Origin of the sequence: Dyella nitratireducens, assembly GCF_014642835.1 — a bacterium.
Lineage (GTDB): Bacteria > Pseudomonadota > Gammaproteobacteria > Xanthomonadales > Rhodanobacteraceae > Dyella_B > Dyella_B nitratireducens.
On sequence record NZ_BMJA01000007.1, the window covers coordinates 98,632 to 122,690 of the forward strand.

Below are 24,059 nucleotides of genomic sequence, written 5' to 3' on the forward strand. Positions count from 1 at the left end.
TGCTTCACCTTGCTTAGGAAAGGATGAAGTCCATGGCCAAGAAAAATGAAAACGCACCCCTGCTGACCTTGCGCCAGGCGGCACCAGGCGATGTGCCGGCGCTGGTCGATCTCACCGCACGCGTCTATACGCCCGAATGGGGCCACTCGGCGGAAATGCTGCGCTCCCAGCAGACGCACTTTCCCGAAGGCCAGTTCGTGGTGGAGTACGAAGGCAACATCGTGGGTTACTGCGGCACCTTTCGCATCGACGAATCGCTGGCGCTGAAGCCGCATACCTGGATGCAGATCACCGGCGGCGGCATGGCCTCGCGCCACAACCCGGACGGCAATTGGCTGTATGGCATGGAAGTGGTGGTACATCCGGATTACCGCGGCATGCGCATCGGCCAGCGCCTGTATCAGGCGCGCAAACGGCTGTGCATGGATTTGAAGCTGCGCGGCATCACGTTTGGCGGACGCATACCTGGGCTGTCGCGAAACATCCAGCGCTATGGCAGCCCGGAGACGTATGTGCAAGCGGTCGCGGAAGGACGTCGACGCGACCCCACGCTAAGTTTTCAGTTGACGAACGATTTCGAGATCATCGGCTTGCTGCGCGGCTACGTACCTTCCGACTACGAGTCGCTGGGCTACGCCGCACACCTGGTATGGCGCAACCCCGCCCTGCTCGATCAGCCCGATATACCGGTGGTGCAATCGCCGCGGCATTTGCCTGATTCGGTACGCGTGGCGACCGTGCAGTATTTGCAGCGGCGCATCAAGTCGTTCGAGGAATTCGCGACGCAAGTCGAATACTTCACCGATATCGCGGCGGACTACAGCGCGGATTTTGTGGCGTTCCCGGAAATGATCACGTTGCAGTTGCTGTCGATCGAGAACGAAGAACTCTCGCCGGTGGCAACCATCCGCAAGCTGAGTCATTACACGCCGCAGGTGAAGGAACTCTTCAGCCACCTGGCGGTGCGCTACAACATCAACATCGTGGGCGGTTCGCATCCAACCGAACAGCCGAACGGCGATATCCACAACGTTTGCTATGTGTGCCTGCGCGACGGTTCGGTGCACGAGCGCGAGAAACTGCACCCCACGCCGAGCGAACGCAATGTATGGAACGTTTCCGGCGGCGATAGCGCTGCAACGATCCAGACTGACTGCGGGCCGATCGGCGTGATGATCTGTTACGACTCGGAATTCCCTGAAGTAGCACGGCACCTGGTGGATCAAGGCGCGCTGATGCTGTTCGTGCCGTTCTGTACCGATGTGCGCGAAGGTTATCTGCGCGTGCGTTACTGCGCGCAGGCGCGGGCGATCGAAAACCAGTGCTATGTGATTCTTTCCGGCAATGTCGGCAACCTGCCCGGCGTGAACAATTTCGACATCCAGTATGGGCAGAGCTGCATCCTTACACCCAGCGATTTCGTGTTTGCGCGTGACGGCGTGGCGGCGGATTCCACGCCGAATATCGAAACGGTGTTGTTCGCCGATCTGCGGTTGGAGAGCCTGGCGCGGGCGCGCAATGCGGGGACGGTGCAGAATCTGAAGGATCGGCGGTACGACTTGTATGAGACGCGGTGGTTGAGGCAGTCGCGGTAATGCTTTCTCCATCGGCTGGGCTGCAAATCCAACCTACACAGGGAGAGCGGGCTGGTCTGCCATAATCTGCCAATGTCCGCATCCTCACCCCAAGCCTCCAACCCGCGTCTACGTGCCGTACTAGGCCACGAATTCTTCGCTCCCTATCAATGGAAACGCCGCATTGCGCTCTGGAGCGGCGCCATTGTGGTCGCACTCGCATCCATCTTGTTTGCCAAGGCCAGCGACTGGGCGTATCAGCTGTTCGAGAAACTGCTAACGCACGGCATCTGGATACCGTTGATTCTTACGCCGCTGGTGTTTGGCCTGCTGTGCTGGGTAACCGAAGGGCGGCTGCGCGCAGCGCGCGGCAGCGGTATTCCGCAGGTGATTGCGACGATCCACGTAGACGATGTCGGTTTCCGCGCCAAGATGCTGGCCTTGCCGATTGCCGTCAGCAAGATGGTGCTGACCTTGCTCGCCTTGACCGTGGGTGCATCCATTGGCCGTGAAGGGCCGACCGTGCACGTTGGCGCGGGGCTGATGCACTGGCTGGGCCGGCGTTTCGGCTTTGACGATCCCAAGGCGTTGTCGCGCTTCATCCTTGCCGGTGGCGCCGCCGGTATCGCTGCCGCATTTAACACGCCGCTGGCGGGCGTGGTGTTCGCCATCGAAGAATTGGCTGGCACCTTCGAGCACCGCTTCAGCGGTTTGCTGCTTACTGCCGTGTTCGTCGGCGGGGTGGTTTCGATGGGCATCCTCGGAAACTACGCCTACTTCGGCACTGTGCAGGCCAGCCTGCCATTGGGGCATGCCTGGCTTGCGGTCCTGCAGTGCGGCATCGTGTGCGGATTGGCGGGCGGCCTGTTTGCACGGTTGATTCTGTTGAGCAGGCAGGGGCCGCTGGCTGTCGTCGGCCGGCTGCGCGAGCGCAATCCGGTGCTGTTCGCGGTCGGCTGCGGCCTCGCATTGGCCGTGATCGGTGTGCTGTCGCACAGTACGGTGTATGGCACCGGCTATGCGCAGGCACGCGCCTTTGTCCAGGGCGCATCTGACACCCCTGGCGAAGGCTTCGGCGCACTTAAGCTGCTGGCCAATGTGGTGTCGTACTGGGCTGGTATTCCGGGCGGTATCTTTTCGCCGGCGTTGGCGGTTGGCGCCGGCCTGGGGCACAACATTGCCTACTTCCTGCCTCATGCACCGGAGGCAGCTGTGGTGTTGCTGGGCATGAGCGCCTACCTCGCGGGTGTCACCGGCGCACCGCTGACCTCTGCAGTCATCGCGATGGAGCTCACCAACAACCAGGACATGGTGATTCCGATCATGGCCGTCTGTCTGTTGGCGCGTGCCGCATCATCCATTTTTTCGCCTACGCCGGTGTACAAGGATTTTGCCGAACGCATGATCCGGGACTTCGAGCGGCTACAGGCAGAAAAACATGCCTCAACATCGCCACCGGCCGAAGACATCGGTGCCACGAGTGCGTACGGTGAGCCTGTCGCGCGCACGGAAACCGAAACGGAAGAATCCGACCCATGAACTGGGATCTGCTGCTGACCCATGCATCACTGGCGACTTTCGTCGGTGAAGCCACTTACGGATTGCTGACCGATGCAGCCATCGCATGCCAAGGCGGACAGATCGTGTGGATCGGCGCGATGCGCGATCTTTCTGCTGAATCAGTCGCCACGACGCGAGACATGCACGATATCGGCGGCGCTTTGGTAACGCCGGGATTGATCGACTGCCACACGCATCTGGTGTTCGGCGGCGATCGCGCACAGGAATTCGATTTGCGCCTGAACGGCGCCACTTACGAAGAGATTGCGCGCACCGGCGGTGGCATCGTTTCCAGCGTGCGGGCCACGCGCAACGCCAGTGAGGACGAGCTATTGGCGCAGTCGCTGCCGCGCGCACGTGCCCTGCTGGCGGATGGCGTGACCACGCTGGAAATCAAATCCGGCTATGGCCTGGAACTGGAAGCAGAGCGTCGCATGCTGCGCGTCGCACGCCGTATCGGCCGGGAACTGGGTATCCACGTGCAAACCAGCTTTCTCGGCCTGCACGCGCTGCCGCCGGAATACAAGGATCACCGCGACGACTATGTCGACCTGGTCTGCAACGAGCTGTTGCCCGCACTTGCCCAGGAAGGCCTGGTCGATGCTGTCGACGCATTCTGCGAGGGCATCGGTTTCACCCGTGCCGAAACACAGCGCGTGTTCGAGCACGCGCGGCAGCTTGGCCTGCGCGTAAAGCTCCACGCGGAGCAGCTGTCCGATCTGGATGGCGCTGCGCTGGTAGCCGAATTTGGCGGGTTGTCGGCAGATCACCTCGAGTACCTAAGCGACGCGGGCATTCAAGCGATGGCGCGTGCCGGCACCGCGGCCGTGCTGTTGCCAGGCGCTTTTTATGCGCTGCGCGAAACCAAGTTGCCGCCGGTGGCAAGCCTGCGCTCGCATGGCGTTCCCATCGCTATTGCCACGGACTGCAATCCCGGCACATCTCCCCTGCTCTCGCTGCGCCTTGCCGCGAACATGGCATGTACCTTGTTCCGCTTGACGCCGGAGGAAGCCTTGCGCGGTATCACCGTCCATGCGGCACGTGCGCTGGGTTTGCATGATCGCGGCACACTAGCTGTCGGCAAGCGTGCGGATCTGGTGGTATGGAATGCGAAGCAGCCTGCGGAGCTTTGCTATTGGATCGGCGGCGGGCTGGTGCGGCAGATCTGGATCGGGGGCATGGCAGCACTCTTCTAGAAATGCCCTGTTCTGTCCGCCAGACACAAGGCCACCAGGCCAAAACGCCGGCTCAATAATGAAAAACCCCCGACTGGCGGGGGTCTTTCGTACCTGCGAGCGGACTCGCTCAGGCCGATTTCTTCTTCGGCGCGGGGGCAGCCTTCTTCACCGCGGCAGGTTTGGTCACGGCCGAACCGGCACCAGCCACCGCCGGCTTCACGGAGTGCGCGCGGGTGTTGCCGTAGCTGCTGCGGTAGGTCTTGCCGCGGCGGGTTTTGCGATCGCCCTTACCCATGGGAAACTCCTTGATTCGTAATGCTGTTGATGGCCAATCATCGTAGCAGCGACAGGCTAAAGCGCAAGCGGCCTGGGATGGCTGCTAAGGATGGTGCGAGTGCTGCTGGGCATTGCAGCCTGGGCTGCCGTCCGGGCAATCGTCCAGGTCGATCTGCACGGTGGCGTGGCGGATACCAAAGCGCTCCAGCAGGGTGCGATTGACCGCTGCCAGTACGCGGGCGCCAGCGTCCCTATCATGCAGCTCCAGGTGCAGCGTGGCCATGCGCGAGCCGGACGCCAGTTGCCATACGTGCAGATGGTGTACGTCGCGAATCGACGCATCGGCACCGCGCAACGCGACTTCCACTTCGTGCGGGTCCATGCCTTCGGGCACGCCTTCCAGCAGGATGTGCGTGGAACGCCGCAGCAATTGCCAGGCGCTGTGGAGGATCAACAGCGACACCAGCATCGATAACGCCGGATCCGCCCAGTTCCAGCCCAGCCAGCGCACCGCCAAAGCAGCCAGTACGGCGCCGACCGAACCGAGCAAATCGCCCAGCACATGCAAACTGGCTGCGCCGATGTTCACGTCGTCATGGGCGTGATCATGCAGGCTGCGCAACACGATCAGGTTCACCAGCAGGCCGATGATCGCCACGACCAGCATCACGCCAGAAAGAATCTGCACCGGCTTGAAGAAGCGATCGATGGCTTCATAGGCGATCAAAGCAACCAGCACGAATTGCGTTAGCGCGTTGACGAAACCGGCCAGCACTTCCATGCGGCCATAGCCGTAGGTGCGCCGCGCATCGGCCGGACGCCGCGCCATCCGCGCCGCAAGCAAAGCAAGCATCAAAGCCGCTGCATCCACCAGCATGTGACCGGCATCGGCAAGCAGCGCGAGCGAACCGGACCACCAACCGCCCGCGGCTTCGGCGAACATCATGCCGGCGGTGAGTACGAAGGCAAACAGCAATTTGCGCTCACGCCCCACCATGCCCGTGGCGTGGCTATGAGCGTGATGATCGTGAGTGTGACTGTGCGCGTGATTCATTGCCGCCATGCTAGGAAGCGATGCGGCCGTTACACAATCACCGCGCCTCAGCCGTGCGCGCACTGTGGGCCGTGCACGTGGCCGTGAAGGCGATCGAAACGAAGATTGAAGAAATGCGCGGAAGCGACCAGCAAGCCCCCGCAAGTAACGAGCACGCTATGCACGATGATCGAATAGCTTTCTGCGAACGTGACGCCGATCACCAGCAGCGTAAGACCCGGCAACGCCAGGCGAAGCGGCAGTGAACGATGGTGGCGGCGATAGCCGTTGACCAAGGCCACCAGCGCCAGTGCGCTGGCGCACAGCACAAAGCCGCGCTCGAAAGCGTGATCAGCGAGAAAGCTCAGGCCAATCAGCGGCAATATGGCAAGCACGAAGGGCAAAGCGGCGCAGTGAATGGCGCAGAGGAACGAAGCCGTGGCACCGACGCGGTCGGCGAGGTTCCACCAGCGAGTGTTCTGTTGCGTTGGCGTGGGATCCATGGGGACGACACCATGCGGCATGGCCGGCGGGGGTACCGGTGTTTTGATACGTTATAACATCCAAAAACTATCCGCAAGGGACACTTCTACCCAATCAGGCCAGGTGCAGGAAGACGGATCAGGCTTTACGGCACTGCTTGCAGACGCCATGCACTTCCAGCGTCTGAGCTTGAGGGCGGAAACCGAATGCCTTGGCCTGCGCTTCGATCAGCTCGGCCACGCGCTCGTCGCACACCTCTTGCGCGCTGGAGCAGACATCGCAGATCAGGAACGGCACCTGGTGCGCCTCGGCCGGGTGATGGCAAGACACGAATGCGTTGATCGATTCCAGCTTATGGATGAAGCCGTTCTCGAGCAGGAAATCCAGCGCGCGGTAGACGGTAGGCGGCGCGGCATTGCCATGGCGTTCACGCAGCTGATCGAGCAGGTCGTACGCCTTTACGGGTTTACCGGCCGCCGCGATCAACTCCAGCACTTCCTTGCGCAGCGGCGTGAGGCGCAAGCCGCGTTCCTCGCTGGCATGCTCCACCGCCGCCACGAAGTCCGCCGGGCCTTCGTGATGATGATGGACGTGGTCTTTAGTGGACGTGCTGTGGCTCAATGGGATTCACCTCGTCAACGATCATACACCGCAGCTAACGCGAACGCGGCAGCGGTGGTGGCTTGGCCGATTTGGGGGTTAGCAGCACGACAATCCAGCCGATCGGCCCTAACACCAGCGCCCAGATCACCCCGCTCAGCAACTTGCCACGCCACCAGCCGAGCAAGGCGCCGACCGCCACGAAGACCAGGTTCCACCAAAACAAAGCGGTCCACGGGATCATCGCCATCAGGTTGATGAAGATGTGGACGAAGGCATCGGGGGCGTCCATGTCGACGCCTTGGGTGGCTTTGGCGAGGAGTTCTTCCATCTTTGGCGAGCTCAGGACTTTTGTAGGTTGGGGTGTGAACCCCAACATTGCCGTATCGACCAAGATGGCGATGTTGGGGTTTGCACCCAACCTACAGTTAGGAGTGCGCTAGCGCTACGGCATCATCGATCCGCTTGAGCGCCACGTCGCGCCCAGCGAGATAAATCGTGTGATCGATCGACGGCGATACTTGCGTACCCGTCATCGCCACGCGCAGCGGCTGAGCGATCTTGCCCATGCCCAGTTCCAGTTTCGCGGCAATCTGCTCGATCACCTGGTGAATCGGCGCGGGTTTCCACTCGCATCCGACGAGCAGTTCGCGCGCGGACTGCAACACCTGCACGGCGCTGTCGTTCTTCAAATGCTTGGCGACTGCCTTGTCGTCCCATTCGGTGATCGGGCCGTACCAGATCCTGGCGCGCTCGGCCATGTCCTTCAACGTTTGCACGCGGTCGCGCAAGGCGACGATCACATCAGCCGGCGCAGGGCCTTTGCTGGTATCGATACCTGCGCGCGCAAGATGCCATTCGAATTCCGGCAGCAGCGTCTGCGGATCATCCGTCTTCAGATAGTGCTGGTTGAGCCACAGCAGTTTTTCGGTGTCAAAGCGCGACGCCGCCTTGTTGACGTCGGCGGCGTCGAACAACGTGATCATTTCCTCGCGTGAGAAAATTTCCTGATCGCCATGCGACCATCCGAGGCGCACCAGGTAATTGAGGATCGCGTGCGGCAGGAAGCCGTTTTCGCGGTACTCCATCACGCTAACCGAATTGGTGCGCTTGGAAAGCTTCTTGCCTTCCTTATCCAGGATCATCGGCAGGTGTGCAAACTCCGGCACCCTTGCGCCGAGCGCGTGATAGATGTTGATCTGGCGTGGCGTGTTGTTGACGTGGTCGTCGCCGCGGATCACCTCGGTGATGCCCATGTCGATATCGTCGACCACCACGGCGAAGTTGTAGGTGGGCCAGCCGTCGGAGCGGAAGATCACCAGATCATCCAGCTCGGTGTTGGACCACTCCACCCTGCCCTTCACCTTGTCGTCCCACACCACCGATCCTTCCAGCGGGTTCTTGAAACGGATCACGCGGTTCGGATCGTCGCGGAAAGGTGCGTTGCGATCGCGGTAGTAGCCGTTGTAGCGCGGCTTCTCGCCGCCAGCCATGGCGGCTTCGCGCATGGCTTCGATCTCGTCCTTGCTTTCGTAGGCGTAATAAGCCTTACCGGCGGCCACCAGCTCGAGCGCGACCTGCTTGTAACGCTCCAGGCGCTGCGTCTGGAAGATCGGCGCACTGTTGTCGGCATCCAACTGCAGCCAATGCATGGCGTCGATAATGGCTTGCACGGCCGCATCGGTGGAGCGCTCGCGATCGGTGTCTTCGATGCGCAGCAGGAACTCCCCGCCGCGGCGGCGCGCTTCCAGCCAGCAATACAGCGCGGTACGCGCGCCGCCGATGTGCAGGAAACCGGTGGGACTGGGGGCGAAGCGGGTGCGGACGGTCATGAGCTCGACGATGCGGCAGGTGGAACGGGAAATTTTAGCCGATGCCGCCAGCAAACTCCCCTCTCCCTTTGGGAGAGGGGCTTTGTGCAACAACTACTTCACATGCACCGTAACCACCTTCGACACCAGCGGCGGGTCGAACGGAATGTGATTGGCATCGCCCAGATCCAACTGCAGCGTGTGCGTGCCAGGCGTCAGTGTCAGCGTGGTTTCGGTCTGGCCACCGCCGAAATGGACGTGTTGTTTGTCGTTCGGAATGGGCTGCCCGGCGGGTGGCAGCTCTTTCACGTCCACCAGCAGGTGGTGATGACCGGTTTTTTCGTGGGTCACGCCGGCAGGTGCCACGCCCATGCCCTTGAGGCCGAAGCGCACGGTGAAGGTTTGCGGCACGGTGGCGCCATCCTGCGGCGAAATGATGTAGACCTCGGCACCGGCCGGAGCCTTGGTCACTGGCAGCGCCGGAGCGTCAACGGCGAAGGTGGAACCTGCAGCGGCTAGCAGGGCAAAACCAAGCAACAGACCTTTCATGACGTGTCTCCTGTCCTAAGGATGAGGATGCCATTCATGCAATCTAGCCGAGTTGAGGCCGCCAGGGCACCTTTTTCCTCATTCCGTAACACGCGTAACCGCCTTGTCACGTGAGCGCCATCGCTACGCAACGGCATCCGAGGAAGCTACTGCCGTACAAGACGAGGATGCGCCATGCGTATCGGCATCATCAGCGAGACGTATCCGCCAGAGATCAACGGTGTCGCACTCACCGTGCATAGTCTGGCAACCGGTCTGGCCGCAAAGGGCCACGAGATCGATCTCATCCGTCCTCGTCAAACCATCAGCCACGTCGACGAACCCGGCATCGATGCCCTGGAAACACGCGGCGCGGCGCTGCCCCGTTATCCTGGCTTGCGCTTCGGGCTTCCTGTCTACCGCACACTCCGCCAGCGCTGGACTCAACGTCGGCCCGACGCCATCTACGTCGCCACCGAAGGCCCGCTTGGCCGCTCTGCGGTGAAGACCGCCGTACGCTTGGGCGTCCCTGTTGCGACCGGTTTTCATACACGCTTCGATGCTTATGCCAATCACTACGGCGTAGGTTTTCTGACACCGGTGGTGCACAACTACCTGCGCCGCTTCCACCAGCGCGCAAACGTCACACTCGTGCCCACCGATGCGCTGGCTGCCGAATTGACGGCGATGGGCGTGGATCACGCGCGCCTGCTGCGCCGCGCGGTAGACACCAAGCTGTTCCATCCCTCCAAGCGCGACAACGCCTTGCGCGAAAGCTGGGGCGTGGATGCAGATACGCCGGTCGTGCTCTACGTGGGCCGTATTGCGCCGGAAAAAAATCTGGACCTCGCCGTGGAAACCTTCCGCGCCATCCAGCAGGTGGCGCCGAAAGCGCGCTATGTGTGGGTGGGCGACGGCCCCGCGCGAGCAGGGCTGCAGGCAGCACATCCGGATTTCATCTTCGCCGGCATGAAGCGCGACGAAGCCCTCGCATCGCATTACGCAAGCGCAGATCTATTCCCATTCCCCAGCCTCAGCGAAACCTTCGGCAACGTGATCCTGGAAGCGCTCGCGGCTGGCTTGCCCGTGGTGGCATACGCCGAAGGCGCTGCACGCGAGCATCTGTTTGACGGCATCAATGGTTTCCGCATTGCTTCCGGCGAAGCCCACGCCTTTACGGCGGCAACCGTGACGCTGGCCGGCGATGTTGCACTGATCCGCCATATGGGCCGCGCTGCCGTGGAGAGCGTGGAGCGGCTCTCACCGGACGCGGTGATCCGCGAATTCGAAAACCTGTTGCGCGAACTGGTCGAGGAGAACATGCATGACCGCCATGTCACCATCGCACCTGCCTGAGCAGGTTGCCCTCCCGCGCCACGCGTTCGACCGGCGCATGTGCATTGCCGCCAACCGCTGGGGGGCACGGCACGCCGTCGGCCTGTTCTTCGGCATCATCAGCCGCCTTGGCGATGGTGTGTTTTGGTACGCATTGATGCTGGCGCTGGCATTGATCGATGGCCTGCGTGGCCTGGAAGCCGCCGCGCACATGGCAGCCACCGGACTGGTGGCATTGGGCTTGTACCGCGTGCTGAAGCGCTGGACGCGCCGCCCGCGCCCGTTCCGCACCTGCCCTGGTGTGATCGCGCATGTGCCGCCGCTGGATGAATTCAGTTTCCCCTCCGGTCACACCTTGCAGGCGGTGGGCTTCACTATCGTCGCCCTGGCGTGGTACCCGCTGCTTGCACCGCTGCTGCTGACGTTCACCGCGCTGGTGGCTGCATCGCGCGTGATTCTTGGCTTGCATTATCCAAGCGATGTGCTCGCCGCGATTTTTGTTGGCAGCGGCCTCGGCGCGTTGTCGCTGTGGTTGGTGCACAGCGCACCGCTGCTGTTCGCTTGATCAAAGTTTGCGCTGATCAATCATTCATCACGCCGTACTCACACGCTTTGCGCTCAACGACATAGCGCATCTATCCACAGGCTCTACCGGATACTTTCCACAACCGCTGTGGAAAAGTACGCGCACTTGCTGCGCAAAATTTCATCACGGTGTGCCAAGTGGTTGATGGAAAAGATGCGCGCGCGGGTTTTCCACAGGGTTTTCAAGAAGGCATCCACATTGGCTGTGGAAAACCGTAGGTTGGGGTGCAAACCCCAACATCACTAATTTGTAAGCATCACAACGTTGGGGTTTGCACCCCAACCTACAAAAAACAACGCCGCCCGAAGGCGGCGTTGTTCGAGGCATCATGCAGCATGCATTACGCCGCGCGCGGTACCTTGCGCAAGATGTTCAACACATCCGCCAGCTTGTCGCGCATCTGCCGCCGATCCACGATCATGTCGATCGCACCGTGCTCAAGCAAAAACTCCGACCGCTGGAAGCCTTCCGGCAGCGTCTCGCGCACGGTCTGCTCGATCACGCGCGGGCCAGCAAAGCCGATGAGGGCTTTAGGTTCGCCAACGTTGATGTCACCCAACATGCCAAGGCTGGCGGAAACGCCGCCGGTAGTCGGGTGCGTGAGCACGCTGATGTACGGAACACCGGCTTCGCGCAAACGTGCAAGCGCGGCTGATGTCTTCGCCATCTGCATCAGCGAGAACAGCGCCTCCTGCATGCGCGCACCGCCGGTGGCGGAGAAGCACACCAGGGCACTGCGTTCACTCAAGGCTCGCTCGGCGGCGCGGGTAAACTTCTCGCCAACCACCGAACCCATCGAGCCACCCATGTAGGAGAACTCAAAGGCCACGGCCATCATCGGGTGTTCCTTGAGCTTGCCACCCATCGCGATCAGTGCGTCTTTCTCGCCGGTGGATTTCTGCGCGGCCACGATGCGATCGCGGTATTTCTTGGAATCGCGGAACTTGAGCGGATCGTTGGGCTCCATGCTGGCCCACAGCTCCTGCGCGCTGCCTTCGTCGAGAAACGCCAACAGCCGTTCGCGCGCGCCGATCGCATGGTGATGGCCGCACTTGGGGCACACCATCAGATTGCGTTCCAGCTCCGGTTTGTACAGCACGGCGCCGCAGCCACCGCACTTCTCCCACACACCTTCGGGTACCTTGCCCTTGCCGGCGGCGGCGCCTTGCGTCCGCACGCGGGGTGTCATGATTTTTTGCAGCCAATTCATGGATTCCGCCTCAATCAGCTAAAACTTCAAGCAGCATCCAGTGCCGCGCGGATCGGACGAAGGAAATCATCAATCTTTGCCGTGATCTCCGATGCCGTCTTCGCTCCACCCAAACGCTCCACCAATGCACTGCCAATCACCACGGCGTCGGCAAATCCACTGATGGCTTTTGCGCTTTGCGCATCCTTCACGCCGAACCCCACAGCGACCGGTGCTTTGGCATGCTTGCGGATATCAGCCACGCGTGCGGCAATGTCCTGCGTACTCAAGCGCCCCGCCCCCGTGATGCCGGCGAACGATACATAGTACAGGAAACCGTCAGCGGCCTCGCACAATTGCGCCATACGCTCGGGTGCGGTCGTGGGAGCGGCCAGCAGAATCTGCTGGAGGCCTGCGTTGCGCAACGGCGCCAGCACCTCGGCTTCTTCCAGCGGGCAATCCACCAGCAGCACGCCATCGACACCCGCCTTGACCGCTTCGTCTGCGAAGCGTTGGAAGCCACGGATTTCGACCGGATTGAGATAACCCATCAGCACGATCGGCGTGCTCTGGTCGCGCTCGCGGAATTGAGCTGCCCACGTCAGCACATCCGGCAGACCTACGCCCTTGGCGATGGCGCGTTCGCTCGCGTGCTGGATCACCGGACCATCGGCCATCGGATCGGAAAACGGCACGCCCAGTTCGATGACATCGGCGCCGGCATCAACCAGCGCATGCATCAACGCTACGGTGTGTTCCGGCACCGGATCGCCGGCGGTAACGAAGGGGATCAAGCCGGTGCGGCCCGCGGCTTTCAGTGCAGCAAAGCGTTGATCGATGCGGCTCATACCTGCACTCCTTCGCGTGCGGCAATCGTATGCACGTCTTTATCCCCTCGGCCGGAAAGATTGCACAGCACGATGCCGTCCTTCGGCAACTCGCGCGCCAGTTTCAAGGCCTGCGCCACAGCGTGGCTGGATTCCAGTGCCGCAAGAATGCCTTCGGTGCGTGCGAGCAAGTGGAAGGCTTCCAGGGCTTCGTCGTCGGTGACACCGACGTAGTCAGCACGGCCGGCGTCTTTCAGGAACGCGTGCTCCGGGCCAACGCCGGGGTAATCGAGACCCGCCGACACCGAATGTGTTTCGGTGATCTGGCCGTTGTCGTCGCACAGCACGTAGGTGCGATTGCCGTGCAAAACACCGGGACGCCCTGCCGCCAGCGAAGCCGCATGATGACCGGTGGCAATGCCCTCACCTGCCGCTTCGGCACCAACCATGCGCACGCCGCTGTCGTTGAGGAACGCATGGAACAAACCGATCGCGTTCGAACCGCCGCCCACGCATGCAGTAAGCACGTCGGGCAAGCGACCGTATTGCTCAAGCATCTGCACGCGCGCTTCGCGCCCGACGATGGCGTTGAAGTCGCGCACCATCATGGGATACGGATGCGGGCCGGCGACGGTGCCGATGATGTAGAACGTGTCGGCGACATTGGTGACCCAGTCGCGCATCGCTTCGTTCAAGGCATCCTTCAGCGTTTTCGATCCCGACGTGACTGGCACCACTTCAGCACCGAGCAGTTTCATTCGGTACACATTGATCTTCTGCCGCTCGATATCGACGGCGCCCATGTAGACCACGCATTTGAGGCCAAAGCGCGCGGCGACTGTCGCGGTGGCCACACCGTGCTGGCCGGCGCCGGTTTCGGCGATCACGCGCGGCTTGCCCATGCGCTTGGCGACCAGCGCCTGGCCGATGGTGTTGTTGATCTTGTGCGCACCGGTGTGGTTCAGGTCTTCGCGCTTGAGCAAGATGCGCGCGCCGCCGATGTGCTTCGATAGCCGTTCCGCGTGATAGATCGGGCTGGGGCGGCCGACGTAGTAGGTGAGATCCCGATCAAGTTCGGCCAGGAACTCGGGATCCTCGCGCAGACGCAGGTAGGCCTCGGTGAGTTCGGCCAGCGGCGCCATCAAAGTCTCGGCCACGTATTGCCCGCCGAAATCGCCGAAGCGCCCGTGGGGATCGGGCCATTGATGGAAATCCTGGATCGTGGGCATTGGTCAGAAATCCTATAGGGATGGCGGGCACCGGAAAGGCAGCCTCAGACGAGGAAAATACCGCGATTGGCGTCATCAAAAAAGCGATATGATCGCCAGCATCTGTTAGAAAAACTCACAACATCCGTGCGCGACCTGCCCTCCCTCAACGCCTTGCGCGCCTTCGAGGCCACCGCCCGCTTGGGCAGCGTAGGCCGTGCGGCCGAGGAACTACACGTCACCCACGGTGCCATCAGCCGGCAGTTGCGCGTGCTGGAAGAAGCCCTAGGAAAACCTGTGTTTGTTCGCCAAGGGCGCGGCGTGGCGCTCACGGCCATTGGTGAGGAGCTACACGACCGTGTGAGCAATGCCTTCGCGCAATTGCGGGAAGGCTGGGCGGATCTGCAACGTGGCCGCGACGATGCGCCCTTCGTGCTTGGGTGTGCTGGCAGCCTGCTCGCGCGCTGGGTGATTCCGCGACTGGAACGGCTGGAACGCGACTTGCCGATGCTGCGGCTGCATCTATCGCCGGAGGAGGATCCACTCGCGCCTCGGCATGCCGAACCCGATGCAGCGCTGGCCGTGGCAGCACCGCCCTGGCCTGCCGGCTGGCAAGTGCATGTGTTGGCACCCGAACGCATTGGTCCTGTAGTCAGCCCGCGCCATGCAGGCCTTGAGCGTTTGCTGGAACACGGCACGTCCGCGTTGAGCAACGAAGCCTTGCTACACACCAGCTCACGTCCACAAGCGTGGCCCGCGTGGGCGCGCGCGAATGGAATACCGGTTGAATCACTCCATTACGGGCAGGGCTTTACGCATCTGTTCTATCTGCTGGAAGCCGCCGTGGCGGGGCTTGGCGTAGCGATCGCCCCAGCGCAGCTGGTGCAGGACGATATCGATGCGGGGCGCCTGCTTGCGCCGTGGGGATTTCAGCAGACGGATGCGAGTTGGATTTTGGCGACGCCGCGGCGCAGGGTTGATGGTCGGGTTGATGCGCTGGCGGCGTGGATGCGCCATGCATTAAACGCGTGAATCGTCGATAGGATTCCGCGAAGCTTAGGCAGAACGTACAGCCGCGATAAAAGCGCGCATTTTGCCGTGATCCTTGATCCCCGGCGCCGATTCGATACCACTCGACACGTCCACCGCCCACGGCCGCGCCATGCGAATCGCCGCAGCAACATTCTCGGGCGTCAAACCACCGGCCAGCAGCAATGGCTGCTTCAAATCGTGCGGCATCAACGACCAGTCGAACAATTTGCCGGTACCGCCAGGTTCGCCCAGACCATGCCCGTCGAGCAGCAGCCCCGCCGCATGGGGATGATCATGCAGCTGATAGAGCGCAGCGGCGCCCTCGCCCATGGCGATGGCCTTCAAGTAAGGCTGACCGAATTGCTTGCACCATTCGTCTATCTCATTGCCATGGAACTGCAGCATCGAGGGGCGCACGGTATCGATGATTTCCTGCACGACATTCGCTTCGTCATCCATGCATAGCGCCACGGTGGTAACGAACGGTGGCATGGCCTCAACAATGGCGCGCGCCTGCTGCAGCGACACCTGCCGCTTGCTGTGCGTGGTGAGCACCACGCCAATGGCGTCGGCGCCCAGTTCGGCGGCGAGCAAGGCATCTTCGACGCGAGTCATGCCGCAACATTTGATGCGAGTCATTCGCTGACCTCCTCAGGTAGACCCCAATGCTTTTCATAACGCGGGCCGATGAATGTTAGACCCGACGCTGCTGCGGTCGGCCCAGCTACTTCGCGATTGCGGCCGGCCAGCAAATCCGCGATCCACGCCACTGGCTGTTCGCCGCGCCCGACCAGCAGCAGCGAGCCCACGATATTGCGCACCATGTGGTGCAGAAATGCATTCGCCTCGATGTCCACGACCACCTGCTCGCCTTCGCGGTGTACGCGCAAGTATTTCACTTCACGGCGAGCGTGTGCGGCCTGGCAGGACACTGCGCGAAACGCGGAGAAGTCGTGCTCGCCGATCAAGACTTGTGCGGCGGCATGCATGCGCTCTGCATCCAGTGGCACGCGCTCCCAGGCGACGTAGCGCGCATCCAGTGCGGGGCGAATAGTTCGATTGAGCAGGGTGTAGCGATAGCGACGGCTGCGTGCAGAGAAGCGCGCATGGAAATCATCCGGCATTACTTTGGCCCACAGCACGGCCACGCTCGACGGAAGATTGGAGCACGCACCCAGCACCCAGCCACGCAGATCGCGCTGCGCACCAGTGTCGAAATGCACCACTTGGCAACGTCCGTGCACGCCGGCGTCAGTACGGCCTGCACACGTCACCTCGATGGCCTCGGCAGCAACGAACGAAAGCGCCCGCTCCAGACTGGCTTGCACACTGGCGCTGTGACTCAGCCTCTGCCAGCCGAAGAAATCGGTGCCGTCGTATTCGATGCCCAGGGCGATGCGCATGCGTGATCGTGAAGTTCAAGAGTACGTAAGAGTAACAGGTGCCCCAAAAGCACCGGGCCGGCATAGCCGGCCCGGTGGGTAGGTGTTTCGCACTGAAAGCAGGTCAGCTGATCTTTTCCAGCAGCTGCTTCGCGACTTCCTTCTGCATCTGGCTGCCTTCGTGCATGACTTCTTCCAACATGGCGCGGGCACCATCCGGATCGCCCATGTCGAGATAGGCGCGGGCCAGGTCGAGCTTGGTGTCGACCGGATCGTCGTGCAGTTCACCGAAGTTGTCGTGATCGCTATGTGCCGTCTGCGTATGCGGCTCGTCGAGCGGCTCGTCGAACTTCCAGGTGGATAGCGGCTCTTCCTCTACAACCTCTTTCACCGCCGGCGCAGGCGCCGGTGCGGCAGCGCGGTTAAGCGCTTCGGGATGGTGCGGGGTCAGATCGAAATCGAAATGGTATTCGCTGACTTTGGAAGGCTGCGCAGCGGGGCTCTTGGCGGGAGCTGGAGCAACAGGTTCGGGAGCCGGCGGATTGCCGTAGCTGTCAAGGTCGAAATGATGCGGTGCCGGCTCGCGCATCGTGGTGAGATCCGCGCCCGGTTCGGCAAACAACGGATGACCCGGTGCGAGATCACGCCCCATGTGCACCACGTCCTGCCACTCCGGCTGGTTCGGATCGGTGATGTGCGCGTGCATGGCTTCGGCCGCAGCTTCGAAATGCTCGACGTCGCGACGGGTGTAATACAGGCTGACCAGTTCGAGGTGAAGGCCGATATCGTCAGGCTGTTCAGCGAGCTGGTCGAGCAGTTCGTCCTGATCCGGATCGGAGCCGCCGTGGGCGTGTTCGCCCTCGTCCGCCGTGCCGAAGCGATCCGCCAGAGAACCACCCTTGCTCGACGCAGCGGCCTTAGGCGGCTTCGCGCCGGACTTGCCACGACGCGACAACAGCAAGCCCAACAGACCCAACACGACCACCGCGGCACCTGCCGCCCAAGCCCAGGGCTGCATGAACCAGGGCTGCTCCTCCGGTGCTGGCGTTGGCACGTGATGTGGTTGAACCACCGGTTTCGGTTTGGCCGGCGCATTGAGAGGCGTGGTCACCACGTTGTGCGGCGCGGAGGAAGCGGCAGCCGGCTTGGAAGCATTTGCTTCGGCGGCCAAAGCCGGGGCAGCCGGATGCGGTGCTGAAACGGGAGCCGCTGGCGTGACCGGCTTGCTGGCAGCCTCGGGTGCTGGCGTTGGCGCCGGGCTGGCAACCGGCGCGACGGGTTTGCCGGCAACCTTGCGCGCATCGGCCAACTGCTTCTGCAAATCGGCGATTTCGTTGTCTTTCAGCGATAACAGGCGCTGGTTCTTGGTGTTGATGTCTTCCAGGTCTTTCAGGCGCGACTTCAACTCGCTGCTCTGTTGCTGCAGGGAGGCGAGCGTCTCCTGGCTGCGCTGCAGTTGCTGGCGCACGGCGGCATTGGCGCCACCTTTGCCGTTCGTGCCGCCAGCAGCCTGGCCTTCACTGCCTGGCGGCACCAGCGCAAGGCGATCGGCATTGCTGGTGGCGGTCGGTGCAACCGTGGCGTTTTCGCGCGTGCCGCCAGCCGCAACGGCCACCGGCGTGGTGGTGCCGTTGCGCCAATCGGCGTTCTGCTGATGCACGGTCGCCGCAGCCGCGGCGACAGCCGTGGCCAGGGCGTCATCGCGTGAGGGCACGCGCAGAATCGCACCGGCTTTCAGGGCATTGATGTTGTCTCGGTAGAAGGCATCCGGATTGGCGGACTTCAACGCCAGCATCATCTGATTGGTGTCGACGCCGGATGGTGCAACCTCGGTCGCGATATGCGAGAGCGTGGTGCCCTTCTCCACCGGGCCGAACTGGCCGTTCTTCACTTCCGATGCGGCAGCGCTGCGTGCCGCCACGCTGGAGCGGCGCGACGGTGTGGCGGCGCTTTCACTGCTCGGTACCGAGGTGCCGCTGGCCGGCGCTCGGCGACGGGCCGGTGCGCTGCTGGCCGCCTGCTGCACCCTGGTTGGCGGATCGAGCAAGATCGCGAATTCGCGCACGTTGCTCCCGGTGCTGCTGTTCACTTCCACCAGCAGGTCAAGGTAGGGATCGTCGACCGGACTGCTACTGGTAACGCGGATCACCTTGTGGCCGTTGTCGTCCACCAGATTGAATTGCAAAGGGATGGTCGGGCGCTGGCTGCCGGCCTTGACGAAGGCATCGTTCGGGGCCAGCTCGGCGCTCAGGCTCTGCAGCTCTTCCGGAGTGGCATGGGTGACGGGTATGTCGACCAGCAAGGGTTGGCCCAGCGCCGATTTGATATGCGCCTGGCCCAGCTCCACGGCTGCCGCCTGACTGCTGCCGAGCGCAAGCGCCAGCAGTATCGACAGCTTCAACGAACGATTCATCGCTTGGCTCCCCCGAGACACCCCGGACGCTTTTACTGAAAAGGCACCGCAGCTTGCGGCGACTTCCTCCTGGAAGGCGTCACTTTAGTTAGATAAACATCAATCAACAATACCAGATTTATCCGCCAAGCCTGTTTCACGGCGATTTTTTCGCCGGGCGTGACGGCCATCAATGACCGGCGGCTGGCGTCTTGGCGCTGCCCTGGACCGCCTTGAGCTGCTTGCGCAGTTCGGCGATGGTTCGGTCCTGCTGCTGCAACCGGTCCGCCGCCTGCTGGCTGGCGGATTCCTGCTGGTTTACGTCCTGCTGCAAACGCTGTACTTCGGCCTGGTGCTGGATCACGCGCTGGTTGACCTTCTCGGTCTGGCGAGCGCTGTCGGCAGACGATTGAGCAAAGAGATTCGAAGCCAGCAAACAACCCAGCAAAACCAGACCGACGTGTCGCATTACAAATAATCCTCGATCAGCAATTCCGCGATCTGCACGGCATTGAGCGCGGCGCCTTTGCGGATGTTGTCGGACACGACCCACATATCGAGCCCGTGGTCGTGCGAGATGTCCTCACGGATGCGACCCACGTACACCGGGTCCTGCCCCGCTGCATCGCCCACCGGCGTGGGATAGCCACCAGGTTTGCGTTCGTCCTGCACCACCACACCAGGCGCCTGCTCCAGCAGCTCGCGCGCCTGCTCGGCGGTGATCTTGTCGCGCGTTTCGATATGCACAGCCTCGGAGTGGCCGTAGAACACCGGCACGCGTACCGCGGTGGGGTTCACCTGGATGGATTCGTCTTCCAGGATCTTGCGCGTCTCCCACACCATTTTCATTTCTTCCTTGGTGTAGCCGTTGGCTTGGAATTCGTCGATGTGCGGGATTACGTTGAACGCGATCTGCTTGGGGAACTTGGACTTTTCCACATCCTGGAAATTGAGCAGCGCAGCGGTCTGCTTGCCCAGCTCTTCCATGCCCGAGCGGCCGGCACCGGATACCGATTGATACGTGGCGACGTTAATGCGCTCGATACCCACGGCGCGATGGATCGGCGCCAGCGCCACCAGCATTTGCATGGTGGAGCAATTCGGGTTGGCGATGATGCCGCGCGTGGTGTACTGCGCAATGGCGTGCGGATTCACTTCGCTCACCACCAGCGGGATATCGTCCTGGTAGCGGTATTCGGAAGTATTGTCGATCACCACCGCACCCGCGGCAGCGGCGCGCGGCGCGTGCGCACGGCTCACCGAGCCACCGGCCGAGAAGAAGGCGATATCCACGCCTTTGAAGTCGTAGTCATCCAGGTTCTGTACGGTGATCTGTTTGCCGCCGAACTCCACTTTGCTGCCAGCCGAACGCGCGCTTGCCAGCGGCACCAGCTCGCTGACCGGGAATTCACGCTCAGCCAGGATGCTCAGCAGGGTTTCGCCGACGGCGCCCGTGGCGCCCACCATCGCTACCTTGTAGCTACTCTTCTTGCTCATCTCGTTAGGTCACTTGTCGTATGGAATTGCCTGGGTTGAAGGATCACCGCGCGGCTAAACCCAACTTGGGAATCTAGCCTGCACGGCGCGCGAACGGCACGGCACAGCATTGCTGACGTGAGGTGTATCACGTTTTCGTTTCATGCCCGCCCCGTACTTCCGGGTTGAGCAATGAAGGAGGATGTCCTGCATCAGGCCCATGACCCAATGCAGCCAGCAGATTATCGGCCGCCAGCTGTGCCATCGCGCGGCGCGTATCGGCGCTGGCGCTGGCGATATGCGGGCTGAGCACGGCGTTGTCGAGTTCACGCAGCGCCGGATGGACGGCAGGCTCGCCTTCGAAGACGTCGAGCCCCGCCGCAGCGACGCGGCCTTCGCGCAAGGCAACAGCCAGCGCGGCATCGTCGATGATGCCGCCGCGGGCGATGTTCACCAGCACGGCGGTCGGCTTCATCAGTGCAAGCTCGACCTTACCGATGGCGTGATGGTTCTGCGCGTTGTACGGCAGCACCAGCATCAAATGATCTGCTCGCTTGAGCAGTTCGTCCTTTTCCACCCAGGCAGCACGGCATTCACGCTCTATGTCTTCAGGCAGGCGCGAGCGGTTGTGATAGAGCACCGGCATGCCGAAGCCATAGGCACGCCGTGCAATCGCCTGGCCGATGCGGCCCATGCCGAGAATGCCCAGCGTCTTGCCATACACGTCCAGACCCAGCCAATCATCGAAGCGCATGCCGCCGCGCCAGTTTCCTGCACGCAGCCAGCGCTCCGCGCTGCTCACGCGCCGTGCCGCAGCCAACAACAAGGCCCAGGCGTAATCGGCGGTCGTTTCATTCAGTACGTCGGGGGTATTGGTGGCGAGAATGCCTGCCGCGGTCAGCGCGGGCACGTCGAGGTTGTTGTAGCCCACGGCGAGATTGGCAATCACACGCAGCCGCCGGTTGCCGGCGATCACGTCGCTGTCGATGCGATCGCTCAGCCCGATGATGGCACCGTCGACGTTGGCTAATTTTTCGCGCAGCTCCGCTGCCGTGTGCTTACGCTCGGTGGCTTCCGCCTGCACGCCCACATACTGGGCGAGATGGTCCAGTACTTCCGGAAACAATGGGCGGGAAACCCAGACGTTATGTGACTTGCTCATGCCGATCGATGACTACCGTGGGGCGCTTGCTGCCTGCTGCCCATACATGGGCCTGCAGGTTCCTCTTCCATCAAGGAATGCGCGGTTTTATCTCACCCACGTCGCCACACTGCGCGCGATGGCGCAAGGCATGATCCATCAACACCAGCGCCATCATGGCCTCCGCAATGGGAGTGGCGCGTATGCCGACGCAGGGGTCATGGCGCCCCTTGGTCACCACGTCGACTGCCTCCCCAGCCAGATTCACGCTATGCCCGGGAATCAGGATGCTCGACGTGGGTTTGAGCGCGATCGAGGCACGTACCGCCTGCCCCGTACTGATGCCGCCCAGGATGCCACCGGCATGATTGGACGTAAAGCCGTCCATATGCATTTCATCGCGATGCTGGCTGCCGTGCTGCGTGACCGCCGCGAAACCGTCGCCGATTTCCACGCCCTTCACCGCGTTGATCGACATCAGCGCAGCCGCAAGGTCGCCATCGAGTTTGCCGTAGATCGGCTCGCCCCAGCCAGGCGGCACGCCTTCGGCCTCGACGTTCACGCGCGCGCCGACCGAGTCGCCGGACTTGCGCAGCGCATCCATGTATTTCTCCAACTCCGGCACCTGTGCTTCATGCGGCCAGAAGAACGGGTTCTGTTCGACCGCCTCCCACTCGAAGCCCTGCGGAACGACCTCACCCAGCTGCGCCAGATAACCGCGAACGCGCACGCCATGACGCTCGGCCAGCCACTTCTTGGCAATCACCGCCGCCGCCACGCGCATGGTGGTCTCGCGCGCGGAAGAGCGCCCGCCACCGCGCGGATCGCGGATGCCGTATTTCTGCCAATAGGTGTAATCGGCGTGGCCGGGGCGGAAGGTCTGCGCGATATCGCCGTAATCCTTGCTGCGCTGGTCGGTGTTGCGGATCAGCAGTGCGATCGGCGTACCGGTAGTGCGGCCTTCATAGACACCGGAAAGAATCTCTACCTCGTCCGCCTCTTTGCGCTGCGAGGTATGCCGGCTGCGGCCGGTGGCGCGGCGATCCAGGTCAGTCCGAAATTCCTCCGGTGCAATCGCCAAGCCCGGCGGGCAACCGTCGATCACGCAGCCAATGGCTGGTCCATGGCTTTCGCCGAACGTGGTGACGGTAAACAGCTTGCCGGTGGAATTGCTGGACACGTGGAAAACCGATGTGCGATGGGATCGACCTGGCCTCAGCCGGGGTGGTCTCGCATCTTGCCATGCCCGGAGACTCTGCGCTTATGAATCGTCGGCGCATAAGCCTCTTTCCATGCACGTTGCGTAGGTTGGGGTGCAAACCCCAACAACCTTGACCTGCATGGCAATGTTGGGGTTTGCACCCCAACCTACACACATTTTACCGCCATGCCTACGGCAACCGACTAACTACGGCTGCGCTCGAGTGCCGCCACGCGGATCGCATCGGCATGTTCAACCAGATCGCGCCGCTCCAGCGCAAACACGCCCATCTGGCCGACCTTGAACTCGATCCACACGAACGGCACGTCAGGCAGCAAGGCGGTCAGGGCTTGCTCGCTCTCACCGACTTCAACGATCAGCAGCCCCTCTTCAGTAAGGTGATCGGCGGCTTCGTCGAGAATGCGCAGGCAAGCATCCAGGCCGTCTTCACCGGAGGTGAGGCCCAGCTTGGGCTCATGGCTGTATTCGCCCGGCAGCACGGCGTATTCGTCTTCGGTGACGTAGGGCGGATTGGAGACGATCAGATCGTACTTGCGGCCCTGCACGCCTGCGAACAGATCCGAACGGACCACGTCCACGCGTTCGCCCACATGCAGCAGCGCCACATTCTCTCGCGCCAGCGACAACGCATCGTCACTGATATCGACAACATCCACCTGCCAATGCGGGTTGTACGCAGCCATGGCGATGCCGATGCAGCCCGAACCCGTGCACAGATCCAGCGCGCGCTCCACGTGACGGCCATCCAGCCAGGGCGTGAAGCCCGATTCGATCAGCTCGGCGATCGGCGAGCGCGGCACCAGGGCGCGGCGATCGCTCTTGAATTTGATCCCGGCAAACCAGGTTTCGCCCACCAGATAAGCCACCGGCAGGCGCTCGTTGATGCGGCGCTCAATCAGCTGCAGCACGCGTACACGCTCTTCTTCGGTGAGCTTGCCTGCGCCGTAGGCCGGCGGAATGTCCGGCGGCAGATGCAGGCTGGCCAGCACCAGATGGGTGGCTTCGTCGATCGGGTTGTCGTGGCTGTGGCCGAAGGTGAGGCCCGCTGCAGAGAAGCGGCTGGCACCGTAGCGGATGAAGTCGATGATCGTCGCAAGTTCGGCAGTCACGTGGGCACGGTCCGGCTTAGGGGTCGTGAAGTATAGCGACTCAAGATCACGAGGCTCATGCAAGCCCATGGAATTGGCCTCCCCCGGCTTCGTCAAGAATCGTTCCGATTCCTTATA

Annotated in this window: 24 protein-coding genes; 6 read left to right on the forward strand and 18 right to left on the reverse strand. The window is 62.2% G+C overall.

Going from position 1 to position 24,059, the window contains the following annotated elements; all coding sequences use genetic code 11:
* Positions 1–32: 32 nt before the first annotated feature.
* From IEX75_RS23535 to hutI, 3 genes are all read left to right on the forward strand, one after another.
* A complete protein-coding gene (locus tag IEX75_RS23535) occupies positions 33–1,595 on the forward strand; it encodes a bifunctional GNAT family N-acetyltransferase/carbon-nitrogen hydrolase family protein (protein ID WP_188798422.1) in 1,563 nt (520 codons plus the stop codon).
* Positions 1,596–1,667: 72 nt separating this feature from the next.
* On the forward strand, positions 1,668–3,113 hold the full coding sequence (locus IEX75_RS23540; protein ID WP_188798425.1) for a chloride channel protein: 1,446 nt from the start codon (positions 1,668–1,670) through the stop codon (positions 3,111–3,113).
* Entirely contained in the window at positions 3,110–4,330 is a 1,221-nt protein-coding gene (gene hutI, locus IEX75_RS23545; protein WP_188798427.1) for an imidazolonepropionase, read from the forward strand. Before IEX75_RS23540 ends, hutI begins: the two co-directional genes overlap by 4 nt.
* A 109-nt stretch (positions 4,331–4,439) precedes the next feature.
* Here hutI and IEX75_RS23550 read toward each other — a convergent pair whose 3' ends face one another.
* The 7 genes from IEX75_RS23550 to IEX75_RS23580 form a co-directional block, all read right to left on the reverse strand.
* Positions 4,440–4,607: a 30S ribosomal protein THX gene (locus IEX75_RS23550; RefSeq protein ID WP_188798429.1), complete on the reverse strand. Its 168-nt coding sequence runs from the start codon at positions 4,605–4,607 to the stop codon at positions 4,440–4,442.
* Positions 4,608–4,691: 84 nt separating this feature from the next.
* Positions 4,692–5,642 carry a cation diffusion facilitator family transporter gene (locus IEX75_RS23555; RefSeq protein WP_188798431.1) on the reverse strand — a complete coding sequence of 317 codons (951 nt, stop codon included), beginning with the start codon at positions 5,640–5,642 and terminating at the stop codon, positions 4,692–4,694.
* A gap of 47 nt (positions 5,643–5,689) precedes the next feature.
* Positions 5,690–6,124 (reverse strand): MerC domain-containing protein, encoded by a 435-nt coding sequence (locus IEX75_RS23560; protein WP_188798433.1) that lies wholly within the window; start codon positions 6,122–6,124, stop codon positions 5,690–5,692.
* A gap of 118 nt (positions 6,125–6,242) precedes the next feature.
* Positions 6,243–6,725, reverse strand: coding sequence for a transcriptional repressor (locus IEX75_RS23565; RefSeq protein ID WP_188798435.1), 483 nt, complete (start codon positions 6,723–6,725; stop codon positions 6,243–6,245).
* A gap of 34 nt (positions 6,726–6,759) precedes the next feature.
* Positions 6,760–7,035, reverse strand: coding sequence for a hypothetical protein (locus IEX75_RS23570; RefSeq protein WP_188798437.1), 276 nt, complete (start codon positions 7,033–7,035; stop codon positions 6,760–6,762).
* Between the two features lie 97 nt (positions 7,036–7,132).
* Entirely contained in the window at positions 7,133–8,536 is a 1,404-nt protein-coding gene (gltX, locus tag IEX75_RS23575) for a glutamate--tRNA ligase (RefSeq protein ID WP_188798439.1), read from the reverse strand.
* Positions 8,537–8,629: 93 nt separating this feature from the next.
* Positions 8,630–9,064, reverse strand: coding sequence for a DUF4399 domain-containing protein (locus IEX75_RS23580; protein WP_188798441.1), 435 nt, complete (start codon positions 9,062–9,064; stop codon positions 8,630–8,632).
* 174 nt (positions 9,065–9,238) lie between these two features.
* Between IEX75_RS23580 and IEX75_RS23585 the strand changes: the two genes are divergently transcribed.
* Both IEX75_RS23585 and IEX75_RS23590 read left to right on the forward strand, forming a co-directional pair.
* Entirely contained in the window at positions 9,239–10,399 is a 1,161-nt protein-coding gene (locus tag IEX75_RS23585; RefSeq protein WP_188798442.1) for a glycosyltransferase family 4 protein, read from the forward strand.
* On the forward strand, positions 10,368–10,943 hold the full coding sequence (locus tag IEX75_RS23590; RefSeq protein ID WP_188798444.1) for a phosphatase PAP2 family protein: 576 nt from the start codon (positions 10,368–10,370) through the stop codon (positions 10,941–10,943). The genes IEX75_RS23585 and IEX75_RS23590 overlap by 32 nt, the downstream gene beginning before the upstream one ends.
* A 361-nt stretch (positions 10,944–11,304) precedes the next feature.
* Here IEX75_RS23590 and accD read toward each other — a convergent pair whose 3' ends face one another.
* From accD to trpB, 3 genes are read right to left on the reverse strand one after another with little or no spacing between them, the layout of a single operon-like run.
* Positions 11,305–12,174 carry an acetyl-CoA carboxylase, carboxyltransferase subunit beta gene (accD, locus tag IEX75_RS23595; RefSeq protein ID WP_188798446.1) on the reverse strand — a complete coding sequence of 290 codons (870 nt, stop codon included), beginning with the start codon at positions 12,172–12,174 and terminating at the stop codon, positions 11,305–11,307.
* Positions 12,175–12,200: 26 nt separating this feature from the next.
* A complete protein-coding gene (gene trpA / locus IEX75_RS23600) occupies positions 12,201–13,001 on the reverse strand; it encodes a tryptophan synthase subunit alpha (protein WP_188798448.1) in 801 nt (266 codons plus the stop codon).
* On the reverse strand, positions 12,998–14,209 hold the full coding sequence (gene trpB / locus IEX75_RS23605) for a tryptophan synthase subunit beta (protein ID WP_188798450.1): 1,212 nt from the start codon (positions 14,207–14,209) through the stop codon (positions 12,998–13,000). The genes trpA and trpB overlap by 4 nt, the downstream gene beginning before the upstream one ends.
* Positions 14,210–14,335: 126 nt before the next feature.
* On the opposite strand from trpB, the gene IEX75_RS23610 reads away from it, so the two are divergent.
* Positions 14,336–15,220: a LysR family transcriptional regulator gene (locus IEX75_RS23610; protein WP_188798452.1), complete on the forward strand. Its 885-nt coding sequence runs from the start codon at positions 14,336–14,338 to the stop codon at positions 15,218–15,220.
* Positions 15,221–15,244: 24 nt separating this feature from the next.
* On the opposite strand, the gene IEX75_RS23615 is transcribed toward IEX75_RS23610, so the two are convergent.
* The 8 genes from IEX75_RS23615 to prmB all read right to left on the reverse strand — a co-directional run bounded on the left by IEX75_RS23615 (position 15,245) and on the right by prmB (position 23,942).
* Positions 15,245–15,859, reverse strand: coding sequence for a phosphoribosylanthranilate isomerase (locus tag IEX75_RS23615; protein ID WP_188798454.1), 615 nt, complete (start codon positions 15,857–15,859; stop codon positions 15,245–15,247).
* Positions 15,856–16,623 carry a tRNA pseudouridine(38-40) synthase TruA gene (truA, locus tag IEX75_RS23620; protein WP_188798456.1) on the reverse strand — a complete coding sequence of 256 codons (768 nt, stop codon included), beginning with the start codon at positions 16,621–16,623 and terminating at the stop codon, positions 15,856–15,858. Before truA ends, IEX75_RS23615 begins: the two co-directional genes overlap by 4 nt.
* A 103-nt stretch (positions 16,624–16,726) precedes the next feature.
* Positions 16,727–19,015, reverse strand: a complete 2,289-nt coding sequence (locus IEX75_RS23625) for a motility hub landmark protein FimV (protein WP_188798458.1) — start codon at positions 19,013–19,015, stop codon at positions 16,727–16,729.
* A 169-nt stretch (positions 19,016–19,184) separates the two neighbouring features.
* Positions 19,185–19,463 carry a hypothetical protein gene (locus IEX75_RS23630; RefSeq protein ID WP_188798459.1) on the reverse strand — a complete coding sequence of 93 codons (279 nt, stop codon included), beginning with the start codon at positions 19,461–19,463 and terminating at the stop codon, positions 19,185–19,187.
* The gene (locus tag IEX75_RS23635; RefSeq protein WP_188798461.1) at positions 19,463–20,491 is read right to left on the reverse strand and encodes an aspartate-semialdehyde dehydrogenase; all 1,029 of its coding nucleotides are present in this window, start codon (positions 20,489–20,491) and stop codon (positions 19,463–19,465) included. Before IEX75_RS23635 ends, IEX75_RS23630 begins: the two co-directional genes overlap by 1 nt.
* Before the next feature lie 127 nt (positions 20,492–20,618).
* Positions 20,619–21,632, reverse strand: coding sequence for a 2-hydroxyacid dehydrogenase (locus IEX75_RS23640; protein WP_188798463.1), 1,014 nt, complete (start codon positions 21,630–21,632; stop codon positions 20,619–20,621).
* Between the two features lie 70 nt (positions 21,633–21,702).
* Positions 21,703–22,791, reverse strand: coding sequence for a chorismate synthase (gene aroC / locus IEX75_RS23645; protein ID WP_188798465.1), 1,089 nt, complete (start codon positions 22,789–22,791; stop codon positions 21,703–21,705).
* A gap of 224 nt (positions 22,792–23,015) precedes the next feature.
* On the reverse strand, positions 23,016–23,942 hold the full coding sequence (gene prmB, locus IEX75_RS23650; RefSeq protein ID WP_188798467.1) for a 50S ribosomal protein L3 N(5)-glutamine methyltransferase: 927 nt from the start codon (positions 23,940–23,942) through the stop codon (positions 23,016–23,018).
* Between the last annotated feature and the right edge of the window lie 117 nt (positions 23,943–24,059).